Origin of the sequence: Cupriavidus sp. H39, assembly GCF_050271075.1 — a bacterium.
Classification (GTDB): domain Bacteria; phylum Pseudomonadota; class Gammaproteobacteria; order Burkholderiales; family Burkholderiaceae; genus Cupriavidus; species Cupriavidus necator_B.
Genome location: NZ_CP189846.1, coordinates 525294 through 542099 on the forward strand (window position 1 = coordinate 525294; position 16806 = coordinate 542099).

Below are 16806 nucleotides of genomic sequence, written 5' to 3' on the forward strand. Positions count from 1 at the left end.
TCTGGTTGGTGTTGTCGAGGAGCAGGCCGGCGCCGACGGCGCGCGCGGCCAGCACATATCTTAGCCGCGCCTTGCCGGACAAGGGCGCAAGGGTCAAAGCGTACCTACTTCTGCGTAAAAAACGGGGCCACGTGGCCCCGTTTTCCATGCATGGGAGCTTGCGCCGCTCCGCGTTCACTCTGGCTGGATATTCGCCGCCTTGATGATGCGGCCCCACTTGCCCGACTCCTGCGACTGGAACTTCGCCAGTTCCGCGGGCGTGCTGGTGAAGACCTCGGTGCCGGTCGACTTGTAGAAGCCGGCGGCGGTCTCGCTGCGCGCGGCCTTGACCATCAGCGCATTGAGCCGGGCTACCACCGGCTGCGGCGTACCCGCGGGTGCGTAGGCGGCGAACCAGTAGCTCATCTCGTAGCCCTTGACGCCGGCTTCATCGATGGTCGGCACTTCCGGCGCCAGCGGCGAGCGCGCCTTGCCCGACACGCCCAGCGCGCGCAGCTTGCCGCTCTTGACCTGCGGCAGGCCGGTGGCGGTGTCGGTGATCATCATCTGGATCTGGTTGCCGAGCAGGTCGGTGATGGCCAGCGGGTTGCTCTTGTACGGCACGTGCAGCAGCTGCACCTGTGCCATCTGCTGGAACAGCTCGCCGGCGATGCGCGATGACGAACTGCCGCTGCCGAAGCTGAGCTTGCCGGGCTGTTGCCGCGCCAGCGCGATGAATTCGCCCACGGTCTTGGCCGGCACCTGCGGATTCACCACCATGATCTGGCCGCCGCGTCCCAGCGCGGTGATCGGCGCATAGTCCTTGACCGGGTCGTAGGGCAGCTTCTTGTACAGGTGCTCGTTGGCCGCATGCGTGGTGTTGGTGCTGATCAGCACGGTGTAGCCGTCCGGTGCCGCCTTGGCGACGTCGGACGCGGCAATGAAGCCGTTGGCCCCGGGCTTGTTGTCGACCACCACGGTGACCTTGCTGTCCACGGTGATGGCCTGGCCGATGGCGCGCGCCAGCTGGTCGGTGGCACTGCCCGCGGCGAACGGCACCACGAAGCGGATCGGCTTGTCCGGAAACTCGGCCCAGGCCTGGCCCGCGGGCAGGACCAGGGCGAACGCTACCGCGGCCAGTGGCTTGAGAAACGGGTTCATGGGGTCTCCTGTTGAAATCGTTGTCGGTGGAAGCAATGGATCAGTTGGCGTGGTCGGCCGCCGCGAGCCGGGGCGGCAGCGGGATCTCGAGCTGCAGCAGGCGGAACGACAGCGCCTTGCCATGGGTGTCGAGGTTGAGCGCATCGTTGACGCCGCCATCGAGCACGCCGTCGAGCACGAAGTTCATCGCATGGAGCGAGGGCACCAGGTAGCGCGTGACCGCCGCGGGCCGGCGCTCGCGAAACAGCGCGCGCACCGCGTCTTCGGTCACGTGCGCCACCAGGTGGTCGTAGTCGCGCGCGTCATAGGCAATCACGCTGATGTTGGAACGGTCGCCCTTGTCGCCGGTGCGGCCATGGGCGAACTGGTAGAGCGCGGCGGTGGCGGTCATGGCTGGCTCCTCAGTCGATGAAGGTATGGGTAGGCGTGACGGCTTCGCGCGGCACCAGGCACGACACCGCATTCAGCCGCGCGCGCTGGGCGGTGCGCACACCGCCGCCGCCGGCGGGGCCACAGGTATAGAGCGCATTGACTTCGCGCTGCAGCGCCTGCGCCACGGCCACGTCGTCATGTGCCAGCGCGGCGCGCAAACGCACGTCCTGCGCCTGCGCCTCGTGCGGCTGGGGCTGCGCGAGCATGGCACCGCCATCGTCGGCCAGCACGCTGAGCACGCCGATCAGGTCGAAGCGGAGCGGCACCTCGTGGCCCAGCAGCTGCATGCGCCGGCGCAGGATGTCGGCGGCCAGCCGCGCGCGCGCCGCGGCGTTGGGACCCGCGTAAGAGATCTCGCCCTCGGCCAGCCAGCCGCCGTGGCTGAACACATTGGCCTTGAGCTGCGCCGGGCGCGGGTGGCCGCGCACATGGCGCAAGCCAACGCGGTCCGGGCCCAGCTGCGCCACGGTAACGGCGCCGATGTCGGCCACCACGTCGGGCGTCAGATACGCGCATGGGTCGTGGACCTCGTACAGCAACTGCTCCTTGACCGTGCGCAGATCGACGCAACCGCCGGTATTGGCGGCCTTGAAGATCTCGATGCCGCCATCGGCATCGAGCTGCGCGATCGGGAAGCCCAGCGCGTGCACGTCCGGCACCTCCTTGCGGCCCGGATCGGCGAAGTAGCCGCCGGTCACCTGCGCCCCGCATTCGAGCAGGTGCCCGGCCATGGTGGCGGCCGCGAGCCGGTCCCAGTCGTCCCACGACCAGCCGAAGTGCGCCATTGCCGGCCCCACCGCCAGCGCCGGGTCCGCGACGCGTCCGCACACCACCACCTCGGCACCGGCGGCGAGCGCGTCGGCAATGCCTTGCGCGCCGATATAGGCGTTGGCGCAGACAAAGCGTTCGGCGTCGAAGGCATCGCCAAGAATGCCGTGCAGGCGCGCGCGCCCCGCATCGTCGGACAGGTCATCACCCTCCACCACCGCCACCCGCGGCACGGGCAGCCCCAGTTCGCGCGCCAGCTGCAGCACGCGCCGCGCCGCGGCGCGCGGATTGGCGGCGCCGAAATTGCCGACGATGGGAATGCGGTGTTGCAGGCACAGGCCCAGCACCGGCGCCAGCAGCGCATCCAGCAACGGCTCATAGCCTTGCGCGGGATCGTTGCGCCGCGCCAGCTGCGCCAGCGCCAGGGTGCGCTCGGCCAGGGTCTCGAAGATCAGCGCGGCCGGCTGCGCCGCGGCGATCAGCGTGCGCACCACCGGCAGCGCGGCGTCGGTGCGGTCGCCGGAGAAACCGGCGCCGGAGCCGATCAGCAAGGGAGCAGTCATGGTCGGGAAGCAGTCGTTGGGCAGGGTCGATCCCATTCTAGGGCGTGCGCGCCCAGCCAAAAAATGGATTATTTGGATTAATCTATCGACTTGCTGGATATATCCACCGGGCCCATGAACCTGTCGGTCAAGCACCTGCGTGCCTTCGTGGCGCTGGCCACCTATCGCAATTTCACCCGCGCGGCGCGCGCCTGCCACCTGTCGCAGTCGGCCTTCAGCGCGCTGGTGCAGACGTTGGAAGAGCAGGCCGGCAGCCGGCTGTTCGAACGCACCACGCGGCACGTCGAGCTGAGCAGCGACGGCGTGCGCTTCGAGCAGACCGCGCGCCGGCTGCTGGCGGACTTCGAGACCGCCTTCGAAGACCTGCGCGCGCATGCCGAGCGGCGCAAGGGCCGGGTTTCGATCGCGGCGCTGCCTTCGCTCGCCGGCGGTGACCTGCCGCCGCTGCTGGCGCAGTTTCGCGCGCGCTATCCGGGCATCGTGCTGGAATTGTTCGACCAGCTTGCCGACGGCTGCATCGAACTGGTCCGGCAGGGCCGCGCCGACTTCGCGCTGGCGCCCGCGCCGGCCCAGGACGACGACCTGCGCGTCGAGGCGCTGGTGCGCGACACCTTCCACCTGGTGTGTCCGGCGGACCATGCGCTGGCGCGCAAGCGGCGCATCACGCCGGAGATGCTGGCCGGTCTGCCGTTCATCCAGCTGTCGCGCACCACCAGCGTGCGCCAGCACCTGGACGCCGCGCTGCATCCGTTGCGCCTGGCCAGCGTGATGGAGGTAGAGCACCTGGCCACGGTCGCGGCGCTGGTGCAGGCGGGGCTTGGCATCAGCGCGGTGCCGTCGCTGGCGCTGTTCCAGTTCCGGCGCGAAGGTCTGGCGATCCGGCCGCTGCAATTGCCGTCGCTGGTACGCGATATCTGCCTGGTGCGGCTGAAGGACCGCGGCGATTCAGCCGCGGCGGCCGCGATGATCGAGGCCCTGCAGGCGTTCTACCGCGGTGGCAAGGTCCCCTCGCGGCGCTGATCCGCGGGCCGGAGCCGCACGCAGAATTGGGTACGCTCTGGCGCGCGGCGCGTCAGAAGTGCCCGAGATAGCCACCGTCGACCGCCAGCACCTGTCCGGTGACATACGACGCGGCCGGCGATGCCAGGAACACCACCGCGCCCGCCACCTCCTGCGGCTGGCCCCAGCGGCCCAGCGAAGTGCGCTGACGCAGCCACTCGGCCACGCTCTCGTCTGCCACCATGGGCTGGTTCGGTTCGGTGGCGAAATAGCCGGGGGCGATGGCATTGACCGTGACGCCGTGGCGGCCCAGGTCAGCGGCCATGGCGCGCGTCAGTGCGTCCAGCCCGCCCTTGGTGGCGGGATACAGCACGTCGCCGGCGCGCGCCACCTGGCCCGCAATGGAGGTGACATTGACGATGCGCCCGTAGCCGCCGTGGCGCATGCGCTGCGCGGCCAGGCGGCACAGCGCGTACGGCGCCACCAGGTTGGTCTCGAGCATGGCGCGCAGGTCGCCGGCATCGAGCTGGGCCATGGAGCTGCGGTTGCGCGCGCCGGCGTTATTGACCAGGATGTCGAGCCGGCCATGGCCCGCGTCGATGCGTTCGAACGCGGCCGCCACGGCGGACTCGTCGGTGATGTCGAGCACCAGCGCCTCGGCGCTGCCGCCGCGCGCCGCCAGCGTGGCAACGGCCTCTTGCACGCGTGGCGCATTGCGCGCCACCACCAGCACATGGGCGCCGGCATCGGCCAGCCCGGCGGCAATCGCCAGGCCCAGGCCCTGCGCGCCGCCGGTCACCAGCGCCACGCGGCCATGCAGCGAAAACGGCGTGCGGGAATCGGGGGAGGGGATCGGATTAGCCATGCGGGCGACTATACCGCAGGCCGCCGGCCTCGGCCCCCGTGACTGCGCACTAGCGGATCAGCTTGCCGGTGGACGACACGATCGACATTTCCACGAACGACGAGCCGGTGTGGCGCGCGGCGCTGTAGCTGATCAGGATGCCGCCGAGGTCATAGTCGCGCATGCCTTCCAGCGCCGCGACCAGCCGTTCGCGGGTCAGGTCGGGGCCGGCGCGGCGCAGCCCTTCGACCAGCACCTTGGCCGACATGAAGCCCTCCATGCCGGCGTTGGAAAGCTCCACGCCCTGCTGCCGGGCCAGGCTGCGGTATTCGCTGGCCAGCGTCATCTGGCTGGAGTTGGTGCCCGGCACCACCTGCGTGATGATCAGGCCGCGCGCGTCGTCGCCGAGTTCACGGATAAAGGCATCGGCGGCATTGTTGGACAGCGTGACGAACTGCGCCTCGCTGCCGGCGCGGCGCAGCTCGCGGATGACGCGCGCCGCCTCGGAGCCCGAGCCGATCACCAGCACTGCCTGCGGGTTGGCCTTGTGCATGGCGGCCACGCCCTGGCCGATGTCGCCCATCGGCCGGGAGAAACTGACCGTGGCCGCGGGCTGCACGCCGCGCGCCTGCAGCGCGCCGTTGTAGCCTTCCAGCACGTCCTTGCCGAAGCCGTCGTTGGCGTAGAAGATGCCGATGCGGCTCATGCCGGACGTAGCCAGGTGGTTGATCGCCCGCGCCACCTCGTCCTGGTACTTGGCGCGCACGTTGAAGACGTAGCGGTTCACCGGCCGGTGCAGCGTGATGGCGCCGGTCAGCGGCGCCACCAGCGGCACCTTCTGCGCGGCGATGATGGGCAGGATGCTTTCGTTCTGCGGCGTGCCGCGCACCATGAAGAGCGCGAACACCTTGTCCTCGTCGAGCAGCTTGCGCACATTGTCGGGGGTGCGCTTCGCGTCGAAGCCGTCATCGTAGGTGACCAGTTCGATGCGCCGGCCGGCGACGCCGCCGCTGGCATTGACCGTGCGCAGGTACACCTGCGCGCCGGCGATCTGCTCCTTGACCGAGCCCGCCACCGGCCCCGTAATGCCGGCCGACTGGCCGATGCGGATGGTGTTGCGGGTCACGCCCGGCTCCGCCAGGGCCGTCTGCGCGGCCCACCCCAGCGTGGCGGCCAGCATGCCGCACGCGATCCATTTCGCCTTCATTGTCTCGACCCCTCCGCCTGGACGGCTGCTTTCATTGTTCTGTGGCGGCGCGGCGGGCATGGCCCGGCGCCGTCACGCAAGTTACCGCATGCGTCCGAGCGGGGCAAACCGGGAAATCAGGGGGTGTTGCAGCAGCCTCACACCGGAACCGGAGCGGTTCCGGTGCGGGCCGGGGCGCGTAACAGGGAACGCGCCGGAACGCGCCGCAAGGGCGCGGCAGGAGACATGCAGCGCCGCGAGGCGCTGGCCGGCGACAACTGCCGGATCAGGGGAACGCCGGTACGGCCGGATCCATGCCGGCGAAGCTGGCTTCCGGATGCGCGTTGCGCAGCAGGGTTTCGATTTCCTCGATGCGGCCGCGCGGCACGTCCACCATCAGCAGGATCTTGCCCGCCTCGATGTCCTTCTCGAACGCGCGCAGCCGGCTGTTGGGCGCAGAACTGCCGATCATGCTGGCGGCCCAGGCCCCGAACACCGCACCCAGCACCGCCAGCACGCCGACCAGCCCCCACTGCGGGGTATCGCTGACGATGGGGAACATCGCCACCACGACGCCAGCCACCACGCCCACGCCGCCGCCCACCATCAGGCCCATTTCAGCGGCATGAACGATGTCGGAGGTCTGGAACAGGTTGGCTTCATGCAGGCCGGTCATGTCGGCACCGTCGCGCGCCACGAAGTGGATGTGGCGGTTCTCGAGGCGGGCCAGCAGCAGGTCATCCATGGTGCGTTTGGCACTTGCCAGGTCGGGCAACAACCAGAAGATGCGTTTGCGCATGTCTCTCTCCTTGTTCAGGCCGCGCCACCGGTGAGGTGGAAACCGCTCGGAAAGTACCGCTGGCGGCGCGGGGTTATTTCTTTGTACGCCGTTCATGGGGCCAGCGCAAGGCGCCTTTCGGCGCTGGCGCACCGTGCCGGCGCATGTGACGCGCACGCGCAGGCCGCGCGGGCGGGGCACGCGTCACGTCTGCGCAGCCGGGCGTGCCGGCGGCTCAGAAAGTGATCGGCAGGCGCACATTGACCTGCAGGTCGGGCGTGTCGCGCGTCAGCCCCGCGCCCACCGAAAGGTTCAGCGTATAGCGGTTGTTGAAGCGGTACGAATACCCCACCAGCAAGGTGCCCTGCGTCACGCGCACCGAGCCGGGCACGGTCAGCCCGTTCTGCTTGGTCGGCCAGATGATGGCCTGGTCATAGCCGATGCTGAACGACGCCTTCTCGTTGAGCGACAGCCCCATGCCGAAGCTGAACTCGAAGATGTCGCCCGGCGCGATCTTGCCCAGGTTCTCCGTCTCGCCGTTGAGCACGGTGCGGCTCACGTTGTTGCGCGCAAAGTTGTGCAGGTAGCTGAAGGTGCCGAAGAACACCGCCGGATCGGTCGGCAGCAGCCAGGTGATGCCGGGCTGGATCGCCTGGAAGCCGGTGCCGGTGGGCAGCCCCAGCGGCAGGCCGGTGCCAGTGGCATTGCCGACGCAGCGCGTCACGCAATCGGTGACCACCTCGAACGGGTCCTTGCCGGTGTTGGACTTATAGCGCAGCCAGCCGACGAAATACGGGATGCGCTCATTGCCGTAGTTGAGCTGGTAGCGCACCGTGGCCTCGACATCGCCCAGGCCCTTGCCGCTGGAATTGAATACGTTGTCGACCGCGGTGCCGGTGAACACCTCGCGGCTGATGGTCGAGCCCGAGGTCTGCACGTACGGCACCTTGGCCTCGATCTCGAGCCGCTTGGTGACGCCGTAGCGCAGCGCGATCGATTCGATATAGGTCGAGGTCTTGACCTCGCGCACATCGATCAGGCCGATCAGGATGGCCGGGATGATCGAGTAGCCGACCAGCGCGACGCGGTTGTTCGACGAATAGCCGTACTGGAAGCCCGGCTCCACCACGAACTTGCCCTCGGCGGTGAGCACCCCGGGCTGGTCGATCAGCGGCGCAATCTCCGGCGGACGCCGGTCGCTCTCGGGCGGACGGCCCACAGGCTCTTCCACGGCCACCATCTGCGGGCTGGCGGACTCGCCCTGCTGCGCCCCGCCCTGCGGCGCCTGGGCGATGACCTGTTGCGGGCTGCCGGGCAGACCCGGCACGCCCTGCGTGGCACTGGCCGCCGCTGCCGCGGTGGCGGCGTTGGTGGCGTTGTCGGCCGGCATCACGCCGGGCCCCGTGCGCTGCCCGCCGCGCTTGGTGGCCAGCACCTCGGTGCCGATCACGCTGCGCAATTCGCGGATCACTGCTTCCTGCTCGGCCAGCGCGCGTTTCATGGCATCGAGCTGGCTGGCCTGGTCGGCGAGTTCCCTCTGCAGTGATTCCAGTCCGGCCGCGGGTGGCCCCGCTTCCGGCGGCGTCTGGGCCTGCGCCAGTCCGCCGAGCAACAGCAACGTCGAGCATCCCGCATTGCGGATGCCCTGCATCGACCGCTTCTTCATCACGTCGTCCTCCCCCGGATTGCAGACTGTCTTGCAGGAGCCTGCGACCTGTACTGCCGGTTACCTCGCTAACGGCTATCTCATGCTTGCGGCCCGCAGCAGCGCATGGTTCAGCGCCGTGTTGGCCAGTTGCGACCGGAAGGCCTGCAGCGTATTGACGCTTGCGTCGATTGTCATCAGGCTCCGGATGCTCTGGTTGTTCAGGGTGTTCTGGATCACGGTCGCCGGCGTTCCCGCCAGCGCGCCCACCGATGCGGCATTGCCCGGGCCGTTCTGGATCACGTTCAGCAAGCCGTTGGTCACGACCTGGCCCGTGGCGGTACTCACCACGGTGGTGGGCAGGCCCGCCGCCGCTGCGCCTGCCGCGCCTGCGGCGGGCGTACCGGCTCCCGCTGCACCGGCGCTGGCAGCGGCGCCGCCATTGGCCGCTGCGGAAGCCGTGCCGCCTGCCCCCGTGCCAGCCGAAGCCGAAGCCGCCGCGCCGGCCGTGACCGGATTGCCCGCCAGCGCGTTGGCCACCGCCGCGTTGGTGCTGGCCACAATGGCGGGTCCCAGCGTCGCGGCCAGCCGCGTGGCCTGGTCCGCGGTGATGCGGCTGACGTCCGGGATGTTAATGCTGGTAGCGACCACCAGGTCGCCGTTGATGTACACCGCGCGTTCGATACCGAACGAAACCTGCAGCCCGGGCATCTCGAAGCCGCCGCGCATGTCGTCGAGCTTTTCATGGGTTACCGGTTTCCAGCCGGCCATGCTGCCGCGCGCGGCAGCCAGAGGTTGGGTGTCGGCGCGCGCGCGCGCGGCCATGGCGGCCTGCGCTGGCGGCGCCGAGGCATCGGGCGCCGCGGGCGGCGGCGGCATGCCGGCCTGTGCCGTGCCGGCGCACGCCAGGCCCGCGCCCAGCACCATCGCCGCGGCCGCCGAGGCGGTGCTGCGTGGCACGGCCGGGGCCGGCAAGGAAGTCTGCAACATGATGCGTTCCTCAAAAATCCCCGGCGCCATGCCGGGGCATCACCGTGAAGAACAGGTTGTCCCGGTTGACGCCCATCCAGTAAGGACCGCTGGGCGCGACGCGCCAGTCCGCGGCAACGTTGAAGCGCGCGTGCTCGGTGCGGTTATGGATCACGAACAGCAGCTGGCTGTCCCAGATGCGCTCGAACTGTTGGCGCGACATGGCGCGGGTGCCGCGCGCCGGATCTCCGACCAGCACGCGGTCGCCCTTCACGCCCTTGACCACCACGAAATGGTGGTAGCCGTTCTCCACGATCAGCACGATCGCCGGCACCTGCGTTTCTTCCAGCTTGGACAGCGGCACTTCGAAGCCATCCGCCTCATAGCCCAGCGCAGCCAGGAAGCGCTTCATGTCCAGCAGCGAGAACCCCTCGGCGCGGATCTTCTGCTGGTCGCCGTTGAGGTACATGTTCTGGAACACCGCCGCCTCGTTGATCGGATGGCCGTACTGGTACGTCAGCAGCGTGGCCACCGCGGCCGAGCCGCAGCTGAAGTCGAACTGCTGGCGGATGGTGGACTTGAAGCGCGCCTCGCGGATGCTGGTGACCCGGACGGTGTAGGGTTCGCCGACCGGGCCGTAGATCGCGGCGTCGGCAGCCAGCGCGCCGGGCGCGTGCGCCGTGGCCAGCAGGCCCGGCACGCACGCCAGCAGGATTCGCAGCGGCTTCATCATTTGAACTGGACGTTGACGATGGTGGCGTTCTGGATCAGCACGTTCGATCCCGAGTTCTGGATCGCGGTGGGAATCCCCGCCGCATTCGAGAACGCGCCGTCCGTGATGTGGTTCGCGCCGGACAAGGTATTGACCGCGGCGTTGTCGGCCACGGTGCCGTGCAGGCGCATATCGTTGACGGTGACTTCCGCACCGCCGCGGATGTCATCCAGCCGGGACACCGGCACGGCTTTCGCCGCGCCGGCGAACAGCGCGGCCGTGGCGGATGCCCGCCCGGGGTCGGCTGGCGCCGCCCGCGTGGCCGCGGCTGTGTCCGCACGCGCCGCAGCCATGGCGGCCTCCAGCCCTGGCGGCTCCGCGTGGGCCTGCAATGCTGTCCAGGCGAGTAATGCCGCGGCACAGGCGCCGACGGCGAAGCGGACCGGTTGCATGGTGTTTCCCCCCTGCCGCTGCGCCGACTCGTTCCAGTCGGCTGCATGGCAACTAGGCTTGCGTAGGCATGACAGGGCCCGGGCGCCCGCACACAGGATGCGGGCGCCGGTCCTGCCGGCATGACTGCGACACCGCCGGCCGGCCCCCGGGGCAAACCCCGGGGATTCCGGCCGCGTTGCGCGTCTTACCTGCCGCCCACGTTGAGGTTGGCCTGCACGTTCACGCTTTGCTGCACCAGCGAGGCAACGCCGCTGTTCTGGCTGGCCATCATGATGCCCGCCGCCGTCTGACCGACGCTGGTCATGGTGTTGGACATGTTGAAGGTGCCCGCGTCGACCAGGACGTAGCCGCCATTGCCGCCGGTCCCGCCAGCGCCGCCGTTGCCGACGCCGCCCGTACCGGCAACCCCGCCGGTCGCCGAACCGCCGGCACCGCCGGCACCGCCCGAGCCACCGCTGCCGGTGGAGGCACCGCCGTTGGAGGCCGTCGCCGTGGCCGCCGCGGCATTGGCGTTGCCGCCCGCACCGCCAGCACCTGCCACGCTGGTCTGCGAACCGCCTGCCGCGCCGTTGGCCGTGGCCGAACCCGCGGTGGCGGTCGAGGTGGCCGCACCGCCAGCGCCACCGGCACCGCCGGTACCCGAGCCGGCGCCGCCGGTCGAGGTCGACATCGAGGTGCCCGCGCCGCCTGCGCCGCCGCTCGCCGTGGCCGTGCCGCCGGTGGCGCTGGCCGCGCCGCCGGTGCCGCTGCCATTGGCTGCGCCCGCCGTACCGCCGCCGCCGCCGGCACCGCCGGCACCGCCGGAGTCAGCGCCCATGCCATTGCCGACGCTGCCGCCCGAGCCGCCGCTGCCGCCACCGCCGGCACCGGAGCCAGCCAGGCCGCCCAGGCCCGCGCTGGCGCCCAGGGCGCCGCCGGCCAGTCCGGCCGCGCCACCGCCACGGCCACCTGCGCCCAGCGAAGCGCTGAGCGAACCGCCACCGAGGCCAGCCGCGCTGCCGCCGCTGCCGCCGCGGCTGCCCGCCGCGCTGAGGGCGCTGCCGCCCAGCGCCGCGGCGCCGCCACCGTCGCCACCGGTACCGCTGGCACGGCCGCCATTGCCGCCGTCGCCCGCCACGGCGCGTCCGCTGGTGGCATCGCCCGCGGTGGCGCTGCCATTGGTCGCGCTCGCGCTGCCGCCGATCGCGCCGACCGCGCCGTTGCCGCCCGTCGCCGCGCCGCCGGTGCCGCCGTTGCCGCCGGTGCCGCCCCTGCCGCCGTAGCCGACGCCGCCGTTGGCATTGCCGGTGTTCCGGGCCACGTTGCCGATGTTGGCGACGGTGTTGCCGGTCACCTGGCCGCTAAGCTTGCTGACCGCGATCGCCTTGCTGGTGTTGAAGGCATTGGCGATGCTCGACGAGGCATTGCCGGCATTGGCGGCGGCATTGCCAAGGCCGCCCTGGTCCAGCGTCAGCCGGGTGCGGTTGTCGGAGTTGGTCTTGGTGCGATTGTTGGAGTTGGTGCGGTTGTTGGAGTCATTGGTCGACTTGTCGACCGCTACCGTCGTGGTCCGGTTGTTGGAGTTGGTGCGCGACTTGTCGACGTCGATCGAGGTGGTGCGGCTGCTGGTACTGGTGCTGTGATCGGAGTTGTCCTGGTTCGAAGTCGAGTTTTCGTTGGCCAGGGACCCGGCGCCGCTTTGGGTCGAGGTGGCGGTGGCTGACTGATGGCTCCAGCCGTCGGTGTTGTTATTGGTCGGGTTACCCCACGCCGAACCAGCAAAGGCGAGGGCAATCGCCGACGCCAGAAGTGTCTTGTTCATTACGATGCTCCCAGGAGGATTTCACGGTCACAGCGGCTCAGCTCCTGGCCCGCACTCATCGACGAGCGCGGCAGGAGGTTCAGGTCCGGCGTTCTGCCAAACCAGCCTGCCCTGCGCATAATCGGTGCCAGCTTCGTCACCCGGGGCGGCAAGTCCTTGTATTACAAGGGCCACCCGGCGCCGCGGCAGCGCTCTGGCCGATGTTTTGCCGGATCGACATGGCCCCGCGCCGATGTGCGGCACGCGACATGTCACATTGCTGTGACAGAGGCGCCCCATCGCGTTTTGAGGGGCCCGCGGCGACCGTCAGGAAAGCTTTCATTTTCAAGCCCTTGCAGCGCCGGCTCGGGATTTGCCCTGATTCTTTCGCCACGTATCGGCGGTGAAACACGCGCCTGGGGGTGTCGCCGCCGCCGCCCTTTTGGGCCGGACCACATTGCTGACTCGACCCGGCGATGGCGCCATGGGCAAGCCCGCGGCTACCGCCATGGTCGCGGTATCGCCCGCTGGCCGGCTCGCCGGCGACGCCATCGGCCCCACCCGGCACAATGCGTCACCGCGCCTTGGCGCAGCACGGACCACCGCGGCACGCGTGCGAGCCCCTGTCGCGAAAACCCCTCAGCGTTTATCCTCGCTAGGCCCTATGTCTGATTTAAAGTACATTAGAGGCATTACAGACTTGTCATCTCTCCACAAGGGAAACCATGAGTGAAGCCGTCGTTCCCCTGTATCACCAGATTTACGTGGTGCTGCGCCAGCAGATCGTCGAAGGCCGCTTCGGCCAGGGTCCCTTGCCCGGCGAGATTGACCTCGCCAAGCAGTTCCACGCGTCGCGCGTGACCATGCGGCGCGTGTTCGACCGGCTGGTGCAGGAAGGGCTGGTGCGCCGCCACCGCGGGCTCGGCACCTTCGTCAACCCGCATCCGGTGCGCCCGGCCGCGGCCGCCGGCGAGGAACGCGGCACCAGCCTGCTCGACAACATCATCGACATGGGCCAGAAGACGTCGGTCAAGGTGATCTCGATCGATGAAGTCCATGCCACCCCGGACGTGGCCGATTCGCTGCAGATCGAGCCGGGCGATCCGGTGGTGAAGATCGTGCGCGTGCGCCACTACCGCAACCGTCCGCTGTCGCACATCACCGTCTACCTGCCGGCAGCGCTGGGCCGGCCGATCACGCGCCAGGCGCTGGAAGAGACCCCGGTGCTGCGCTTGCTGGAAGCGGGCGGGGTCAAGCTCGGCCGCGCCAGCCAGGTCCTGTCGGCACGGCTGGCCGACGTGGTGGTGGCGCCGCTGCTGGACGTGCCGGTCGGCGGCGCGCTGCTGGCGGTGCGCCGCGTGGTCAAGGACCAGTCCGGGCGCCCGGTGCAGCTGCTGCTGGGCCAGTACCGCCCGGACCGCTATGAATACCGGATGGAACTGTCGCCGGCCGGCGTCGACAGCGCCAACGTCTGGGTGGAAAGCGAGACCCGCCCGGGCTTGCGCGACTGACGCCGCGGTGCCGCCCCGGCGGTGCGTTGCCGGGGATGCGCCGGATCGTGTTCCGCGCCATACTGCGCATCCCTGATCACATCAAGCGAGGAGCCGCCGCCATGCCTGAGTTCCGCCTGGTCCCGTCCATCCCGGCCAGCCCGACCCGTCTGCCTTCGATTCCGCGCCGCGCCACGGTGCGGCGCCTTGCCGCGCTCGGCACGCTGGCCGCCTGCGCGCTGGCCCTGCCGCTGGCGGCCGTGGCCCAGGCACAAGGCCAGGGGCCGGCGCAGGTGGCCGGCGGCAAGCCGATCCGGATCCTGGTGGGCGCGCCAGCCGGCGGCACCACCGACACGCTGGCGCGCACCATTGCCCAGGAGATGTCGCAGGAGCTGGGCCAGCCCGTGGTGGTCGAAAACCGCCCCGGCGCCGGCGGCAATATCGCCGCGGACCTGGTCGCCAAGAGCGCGCCGGACGGCAGCACGCTGCTGATGAGCTTCACCAGCCATACCATCAACGCCACGCTGTACAAGAAGCTGCCGTTCGATCCGGTGCAGGACTTCACGCCGATCACGCTGGTCGCCACCGTCCCCAGCGTGCTGGTGGCCACGCCCCGGCTGGCGGCCAACAATGTGCCCGAGCTGATCCGCCTGGCGCGCTCGGAACCGGGCAAGCTGAACTTCGCCATCGGCTCGGTGGGCTCGTCGCTGCATATGGCCGGTGACATGTTCAAGATGATGACCGGCACCTACATCGTCAACATTCCGTACAAGGGCACGTCGCCGGCGTTGACCGACGTGCTGGCGGGGCAGTGCGACCTGATGTTCGCCAGCACCATCAACGTGCTGCCGCACGTGCGCGCGGGCAAGCTCAAGGTGCTGGGCGTGACCAGCCCCGCGCCGCTGCCGCAGTTCCCGGGCGCCGCGCCGATCGGCAATACCGTCAAGGGCTTCGAGTCGAGCGCGTGGTTCGGCCTGTTCGGGCCGGCCGGCATGCCGCACGACACCACGCAGGCGCTGTACCAGGCCGCGCGCAAGGGGCTGGAAGCCCCCGCGGTGCGCAAGCGCCTGGAGAACGACGGCGCGCAGCCGATGGGCACGCCGCCCGACGCCTTTGCCGCGTTCGTGAAGCAGGACGTCAAGCGCTGGGCGGGCGTGGTCAAGTACTCGGGCGCGTCGCCGGAATGAGCGCCGCACCCGCCACGCTCGCACAGAAGCTGGTGGCACGCGCCGCCGGGCTGGCCCATGCCGAGCCCGGCACCGTGGTGATCTGCCGGGTCGACCTGGCGATGTCGCACGACTCCAGCGGCCCGCGCCGCGTGGCGCCGCTGCTGGACGAACTGGGCACCGGCGTCTGGGACCCGTCGCGCTATGTGGTGGTGACCGACCATTTCGTGCCCGGCGGCGATGCCCAGGCCGAATCGATCCTGCGCTTCACGCGCGACTGGACGCGCCAGGCCGGCGCGCACTTCATCGACGCCGAAGGCATCTGCCACGTGGTGCTGCCCGAGCGCGGCCACGTGCTGCCGGGCCGCCTTATCGTCGGCGGCGACAGCCACAGCCCCACCGGCGGCGCCTTCGGCGCGTATATGTTCGGCGTGGGCGCGACCGAGATGGCCGGCGTGCTCGCCACTGGCGAGATCTGGCTGCGGGTGCCGGACACCATCCGTCTGCAGTGGGACGGGCAACTCGCGCCAGGCGTGTGCGCCAAGGACATGATGCTGTTCCTGTGCGCCACGCTGGGCATGGGCGGTGGGCGCTACCAGGCCCTGGAGTTCACCGGCAGCGCCGTCGCCGCGCTGCCGATGCAGGAGCGCATGACGCTTACCAACATGAGCACCGAGCTGGGCGCGCAGACCGGGCTGGTGGCACCCGACGCAGTCACGCTCGACTGGCTGGCCCAGGCCGGGGTGCCGGCGCAGACCCTGGCGGCGATCGACCTGGACCACTGGCGCACCGATCCCGGCGCGCCCGTGCTGGCCACCCATCGCTTCGACGCCGCGGCGCTGGTGCCGCAGGTGGCCGCGCCGCACTCGCCCGCCAACAGCGCGCCGGTCGACCACGCCGCCGGCGAGCCGGTGCAGATCGCCTACCTGGGCGCTTGCACCGGCGCCAAGCTGGAAGACCTGCGCATGGCCGCGCGCGTGCTGCGCGGGCGCCGCGTGGCCGCCGGCGTGACGCTGCAGGTGGCACCGGCCTCGCGCCGCGACCAGATGCAGGCCGAGCAGGAAGGCACGCTGCGAATCCTTGCCGACGCCGGCGCCATGCTGCTGCCCAACGCCTGCGGCGCCTGCGCGGGCTATGGCGCGGCGCGCTTCCCGGCGGGCAGCCGTGCCATAGCCTCGACCGCGCGCAACTTCGCCGGCCGCATGGGCGATGCCGGCAGCGCCGTGTGGCTCGGCTCGCCGATGACAGTAGCCGCCAGCGCCGTCACCGGCCGCATCACCGATCCGCGCACGCTGCTGGAGTAACGCCGCAGCCCTGACCCCGTGCCCGCCGCCGGCGGGACAGACTTCTCCGCATGACCTCTGCCTTCGCCCCCGCACCTGCCGGCCGCCTCTGGCGCTTCGGCGACAACATCGACACCGATGCCATGGCCCCCGCCGTGCTGATGAAAGCGCCGCTGCCGGTGCTGGCCCGGCATTGCCTGGCCGCGCTGCGTCCGGAGTTTCCCGGCAGCGTGCGCCCCGGCGACGTGCTGGTGGCCGGTGCCAACTTCGGCATCGGTTCCTCGCGCGAGCAGGCGCCGCAGGCGCTGCGCGAACTGGGCGTGGGGGCGGTGGTGGCGCAATCGTTTGGCGGGCTGTTCTATCGCAACGCCATCAACCTGGGCCTGCCGGTGCTGGTCTGCGCCGACACCAGCCGGCTGGCCGATGGCGCGCACGGGGTGCTGGACCTGGATACCGCGCAATTGCGGCTGGACGACGGCAGCGTGGTGGCGTGCGAACCGATTCCGGCGTTCCTGCGCGCCATCCTGGCAGCGGGCGGGCTGGTGCCGCACCTGAAGGCGCGCCTGGCGCGCGAACGCGGCGCCGGGGGCTGAATCCG

16 protein-coding genes are annotated in these 16806 nt (G+C 70.3%); 5 read left to right on the forward strand and 11 right to left on the reverse strand.

Features of this window, described 5'->3' with window-relative positions; translation table 11 throughout:
* Nucleotides 1-174: 174 nt before the first annotated feature.
* From ACOCMH_RS02795 to ACOCMH_RS02805, 3 genes are read right to left on the reverse strand one after another with little or no spacing between them, the layout of a single operon-like run.
* A complete protein-coding gene (locus ACOCMH_RS02795; protein ID WP_171517451.1) occupies nucleotides 175-1140 on the reverse strand; it encodes a Bug family tripartite tricarboxylate transporter substrate binding protein in 966 nt (321 codons plus the stop codon).
* 40 nt (nucleotides 1141-1180) lie between these two features.
* Entirely contained in the window at nucleotides 1181-1531 is a 351-nt protein-coding gene (locus tag ACOCMH_RS02800) for an AtuA-related protein (protein ID WP_427307658.1), read from the reverse strand.
* Between the two features lie 10 nt (nucleotides 1532-1541).
* Nucleotides 1542-2903, reverse strand: a complete 1362-nt coding sequence (locus ACOCMH_RS02805; RefSeq protein ID WP_427308337.1) for an acyclic terpene utilization AtuA family protein — start codon at nucleotides 2901-2903, stop codon at nucleotides 1542-1544.
* A gap of 114 nt (nucleotides 2904-3017) precedes the next feature.
* Between ACOCMH_RS02805 and ACOCMH_RS02810 the strand changes: the two genes are divergently transcribed.
* A complete protein-coding gene (locus tag ACOCMH_RS02810) occupies nucleotides 3018-3923 on the forward strand; it encodes a LysR substrate-binding domain-containing protein (protein ID WP_427307659.1) in 906 nt (301 codons plus the stop codon).
* A 52-nt stretch (nucleotides 3924-3975) separates the two neighbouring features.
* Here the strand turns inward: ACOCMH_RS02810 and ACOCMH_RS02815 are convergent, their stop codons facing one another.
* The 8 genes from ACOCMH_RS02815 to ACOCMH_RS02850 form a co-directional block, all read right to left on the reverse strand.
* A complete protein-coding gene (locus tag ACOCMH_RS02815) occupies nucleotides 3976-4767 on the reverse strand; it encodes an SDR family oxidoreductase (RefSeq protein WP_427307661.1) in 792 nt (263 codons plus the stop codon).
* Nucleotides 4768-4816: 49 nt separating this feature from the next.
* Nucleotides 4817-5953 (reverse strand): ABC transporter substrate-binding protein, encoded by a 1137-nt coding sequence (locus tag ACOCMH_RS02820; protein ID WP_427307663.1) that lies wholly within the window; start codon nucleotides 5951-5953, stop codon nucleotides 4817-4819.
* 265 nt (nucleotides 5954-6218) lie between these two features.
* Nucleotides 6219-6731 carry a DUF1269 domain-containing protein gene (locus ACOCMH_RS02825; protein WP_427307664.1) on the reverse strand — a complete coding sequence of 171 codons (513 nt, stop codon included), beginning with the start codon at nucleotides 6729-6731 and terminating at the stop codon, nucleotides 6219-6221.
* A 214-nt stretch (nucleotides 6732-6945) separates the two neighbouring features.
* Nucleotides 6946-8376, reverse strand: a complete 1431-nt coding sequence (locus ACOCMH_RS02830; protein ID WP_427307666.1) for an acetate kinase — start codon at nucleotides 8374-8376, stop codon at nucleotides 6946-6948.
* Between the two features lie 75 nt (nucleotides 8377-8451).
* Nucleotides 8452-9345: a flagellin gene (locus tag ACOCMH_RS02835; protein WP_427307667.1), complete on the reverse strand. Its 894-nt coding sequence runs from the start codon at nucleotides 9343-9345 to the stop codon at nucleotides 8452-8454.
* A 10-nt stretch (nucleotides 9346-9355) separates the two neighbouring features.
* Nucleotides 9356-10054: a C39 family peptidase gene (locus tag ACOCMH_RS02840; protein ID WP_427308339.1), complete on the reverse strand. Its 699-nt coding sequence runs from the start codon at nucleotides 10052-10054 to the stop codon at nucleotides 9356-9358.
* Nucleotides 10054-10488: a hypothetical protein gene (locus ACOCMH_RS02845; protein ID WP_427307668.1), complete on the reverse strand. Its 435-nt coding sequence runs from the start codon at nucleotides 10486-10488 to the stop codon at nucleotides 10054-10056. Before ACOCMH_RS02845 ends, ACOCMH_RS02840 begins: the two co-directional genes overlap by 1 nt.
* Before the next feature lie 185 nt (nucleotides 10489-10673).
* Nucleotides 10674-12290 (reverse strand): hypothetical protein, encoded by a 1617-nt coding sequence (locus tag ACOCMH_RS02850; RefSeq protein WP_427307669.1) that lies wholly within the window; start codon nucleotides 12288-12290, stop codon nucleotides 10674-10676.
* A 704-nt stretch (nucleotides 12291-12994) separates the two neighbouring features.
* Here ACOCMH_RS02850 and ACOCMH_RS02855 point away from each other — a divergent pair.
* From ACOCMH_RS02855 to ACOCMH_RS02870, 4 genes are all read left to right on the forward strand, one after another.
* Nucleotides 12995-13780 (forward strand): GntR family transcriptional regulator, encoded by a 786-nt coding sequence (locus ACOCMH_RS02855; protein WP_062803991.1) that lies wholly within the window; start codon nucleotides 12995-12997, stop codon nucleotides 13778-13780.
* A gap of 101 nt (nucleotides 13781-13881) precedes the next feature.
* Nucleotides 13882-14946 carry a tripartite tricarboxylate transporter substrate binding protein gene (locus tag ACOCMH_RS02860; RefSeq protein ID WP_427307671.1) on the forward strand — a complete coding sequence of 355 codons (1065 nt, stop codon included), beginning with the start codon at nucleotides 13882-13884 and terminating at the stop codon, nucleotides 14944-14946.
* Nucleotides 14943-16229 carry a 3-isopropylmalate dehydratase large subunit gene (locus ACOCMH_RS02865; RefSeq protein WP_427307672.1) on the forward strand — a complete coding sequence of 429 codons (1287 nt, stop codon included), beginning with the start codon at nucleotides 14943-14945 and terminating at the stop codon, nucleotides 16227-16229. Before ACOCMH_RS02860 ends, ACOCMH_RS02865 begins: the two co-directional genes overlap by 4 nt.
* Nucleotides 16230-16279: 50 nt before the next feature.
* The gene (locus ACOCMH_RS02870; protein WP_427307673.1) at nucleotides 16280-16801 is read left to right on the forward strand and encodes a 3-isopropylmalate dehydratase; all 522 of its coding nucleotides are present in this window, start codon (nucleotides 16280-16282) and stop codon (nucleotides 16799-16801) included.
* Nucleotides 16802-16806: the final 5 nt, after the last annotated feature.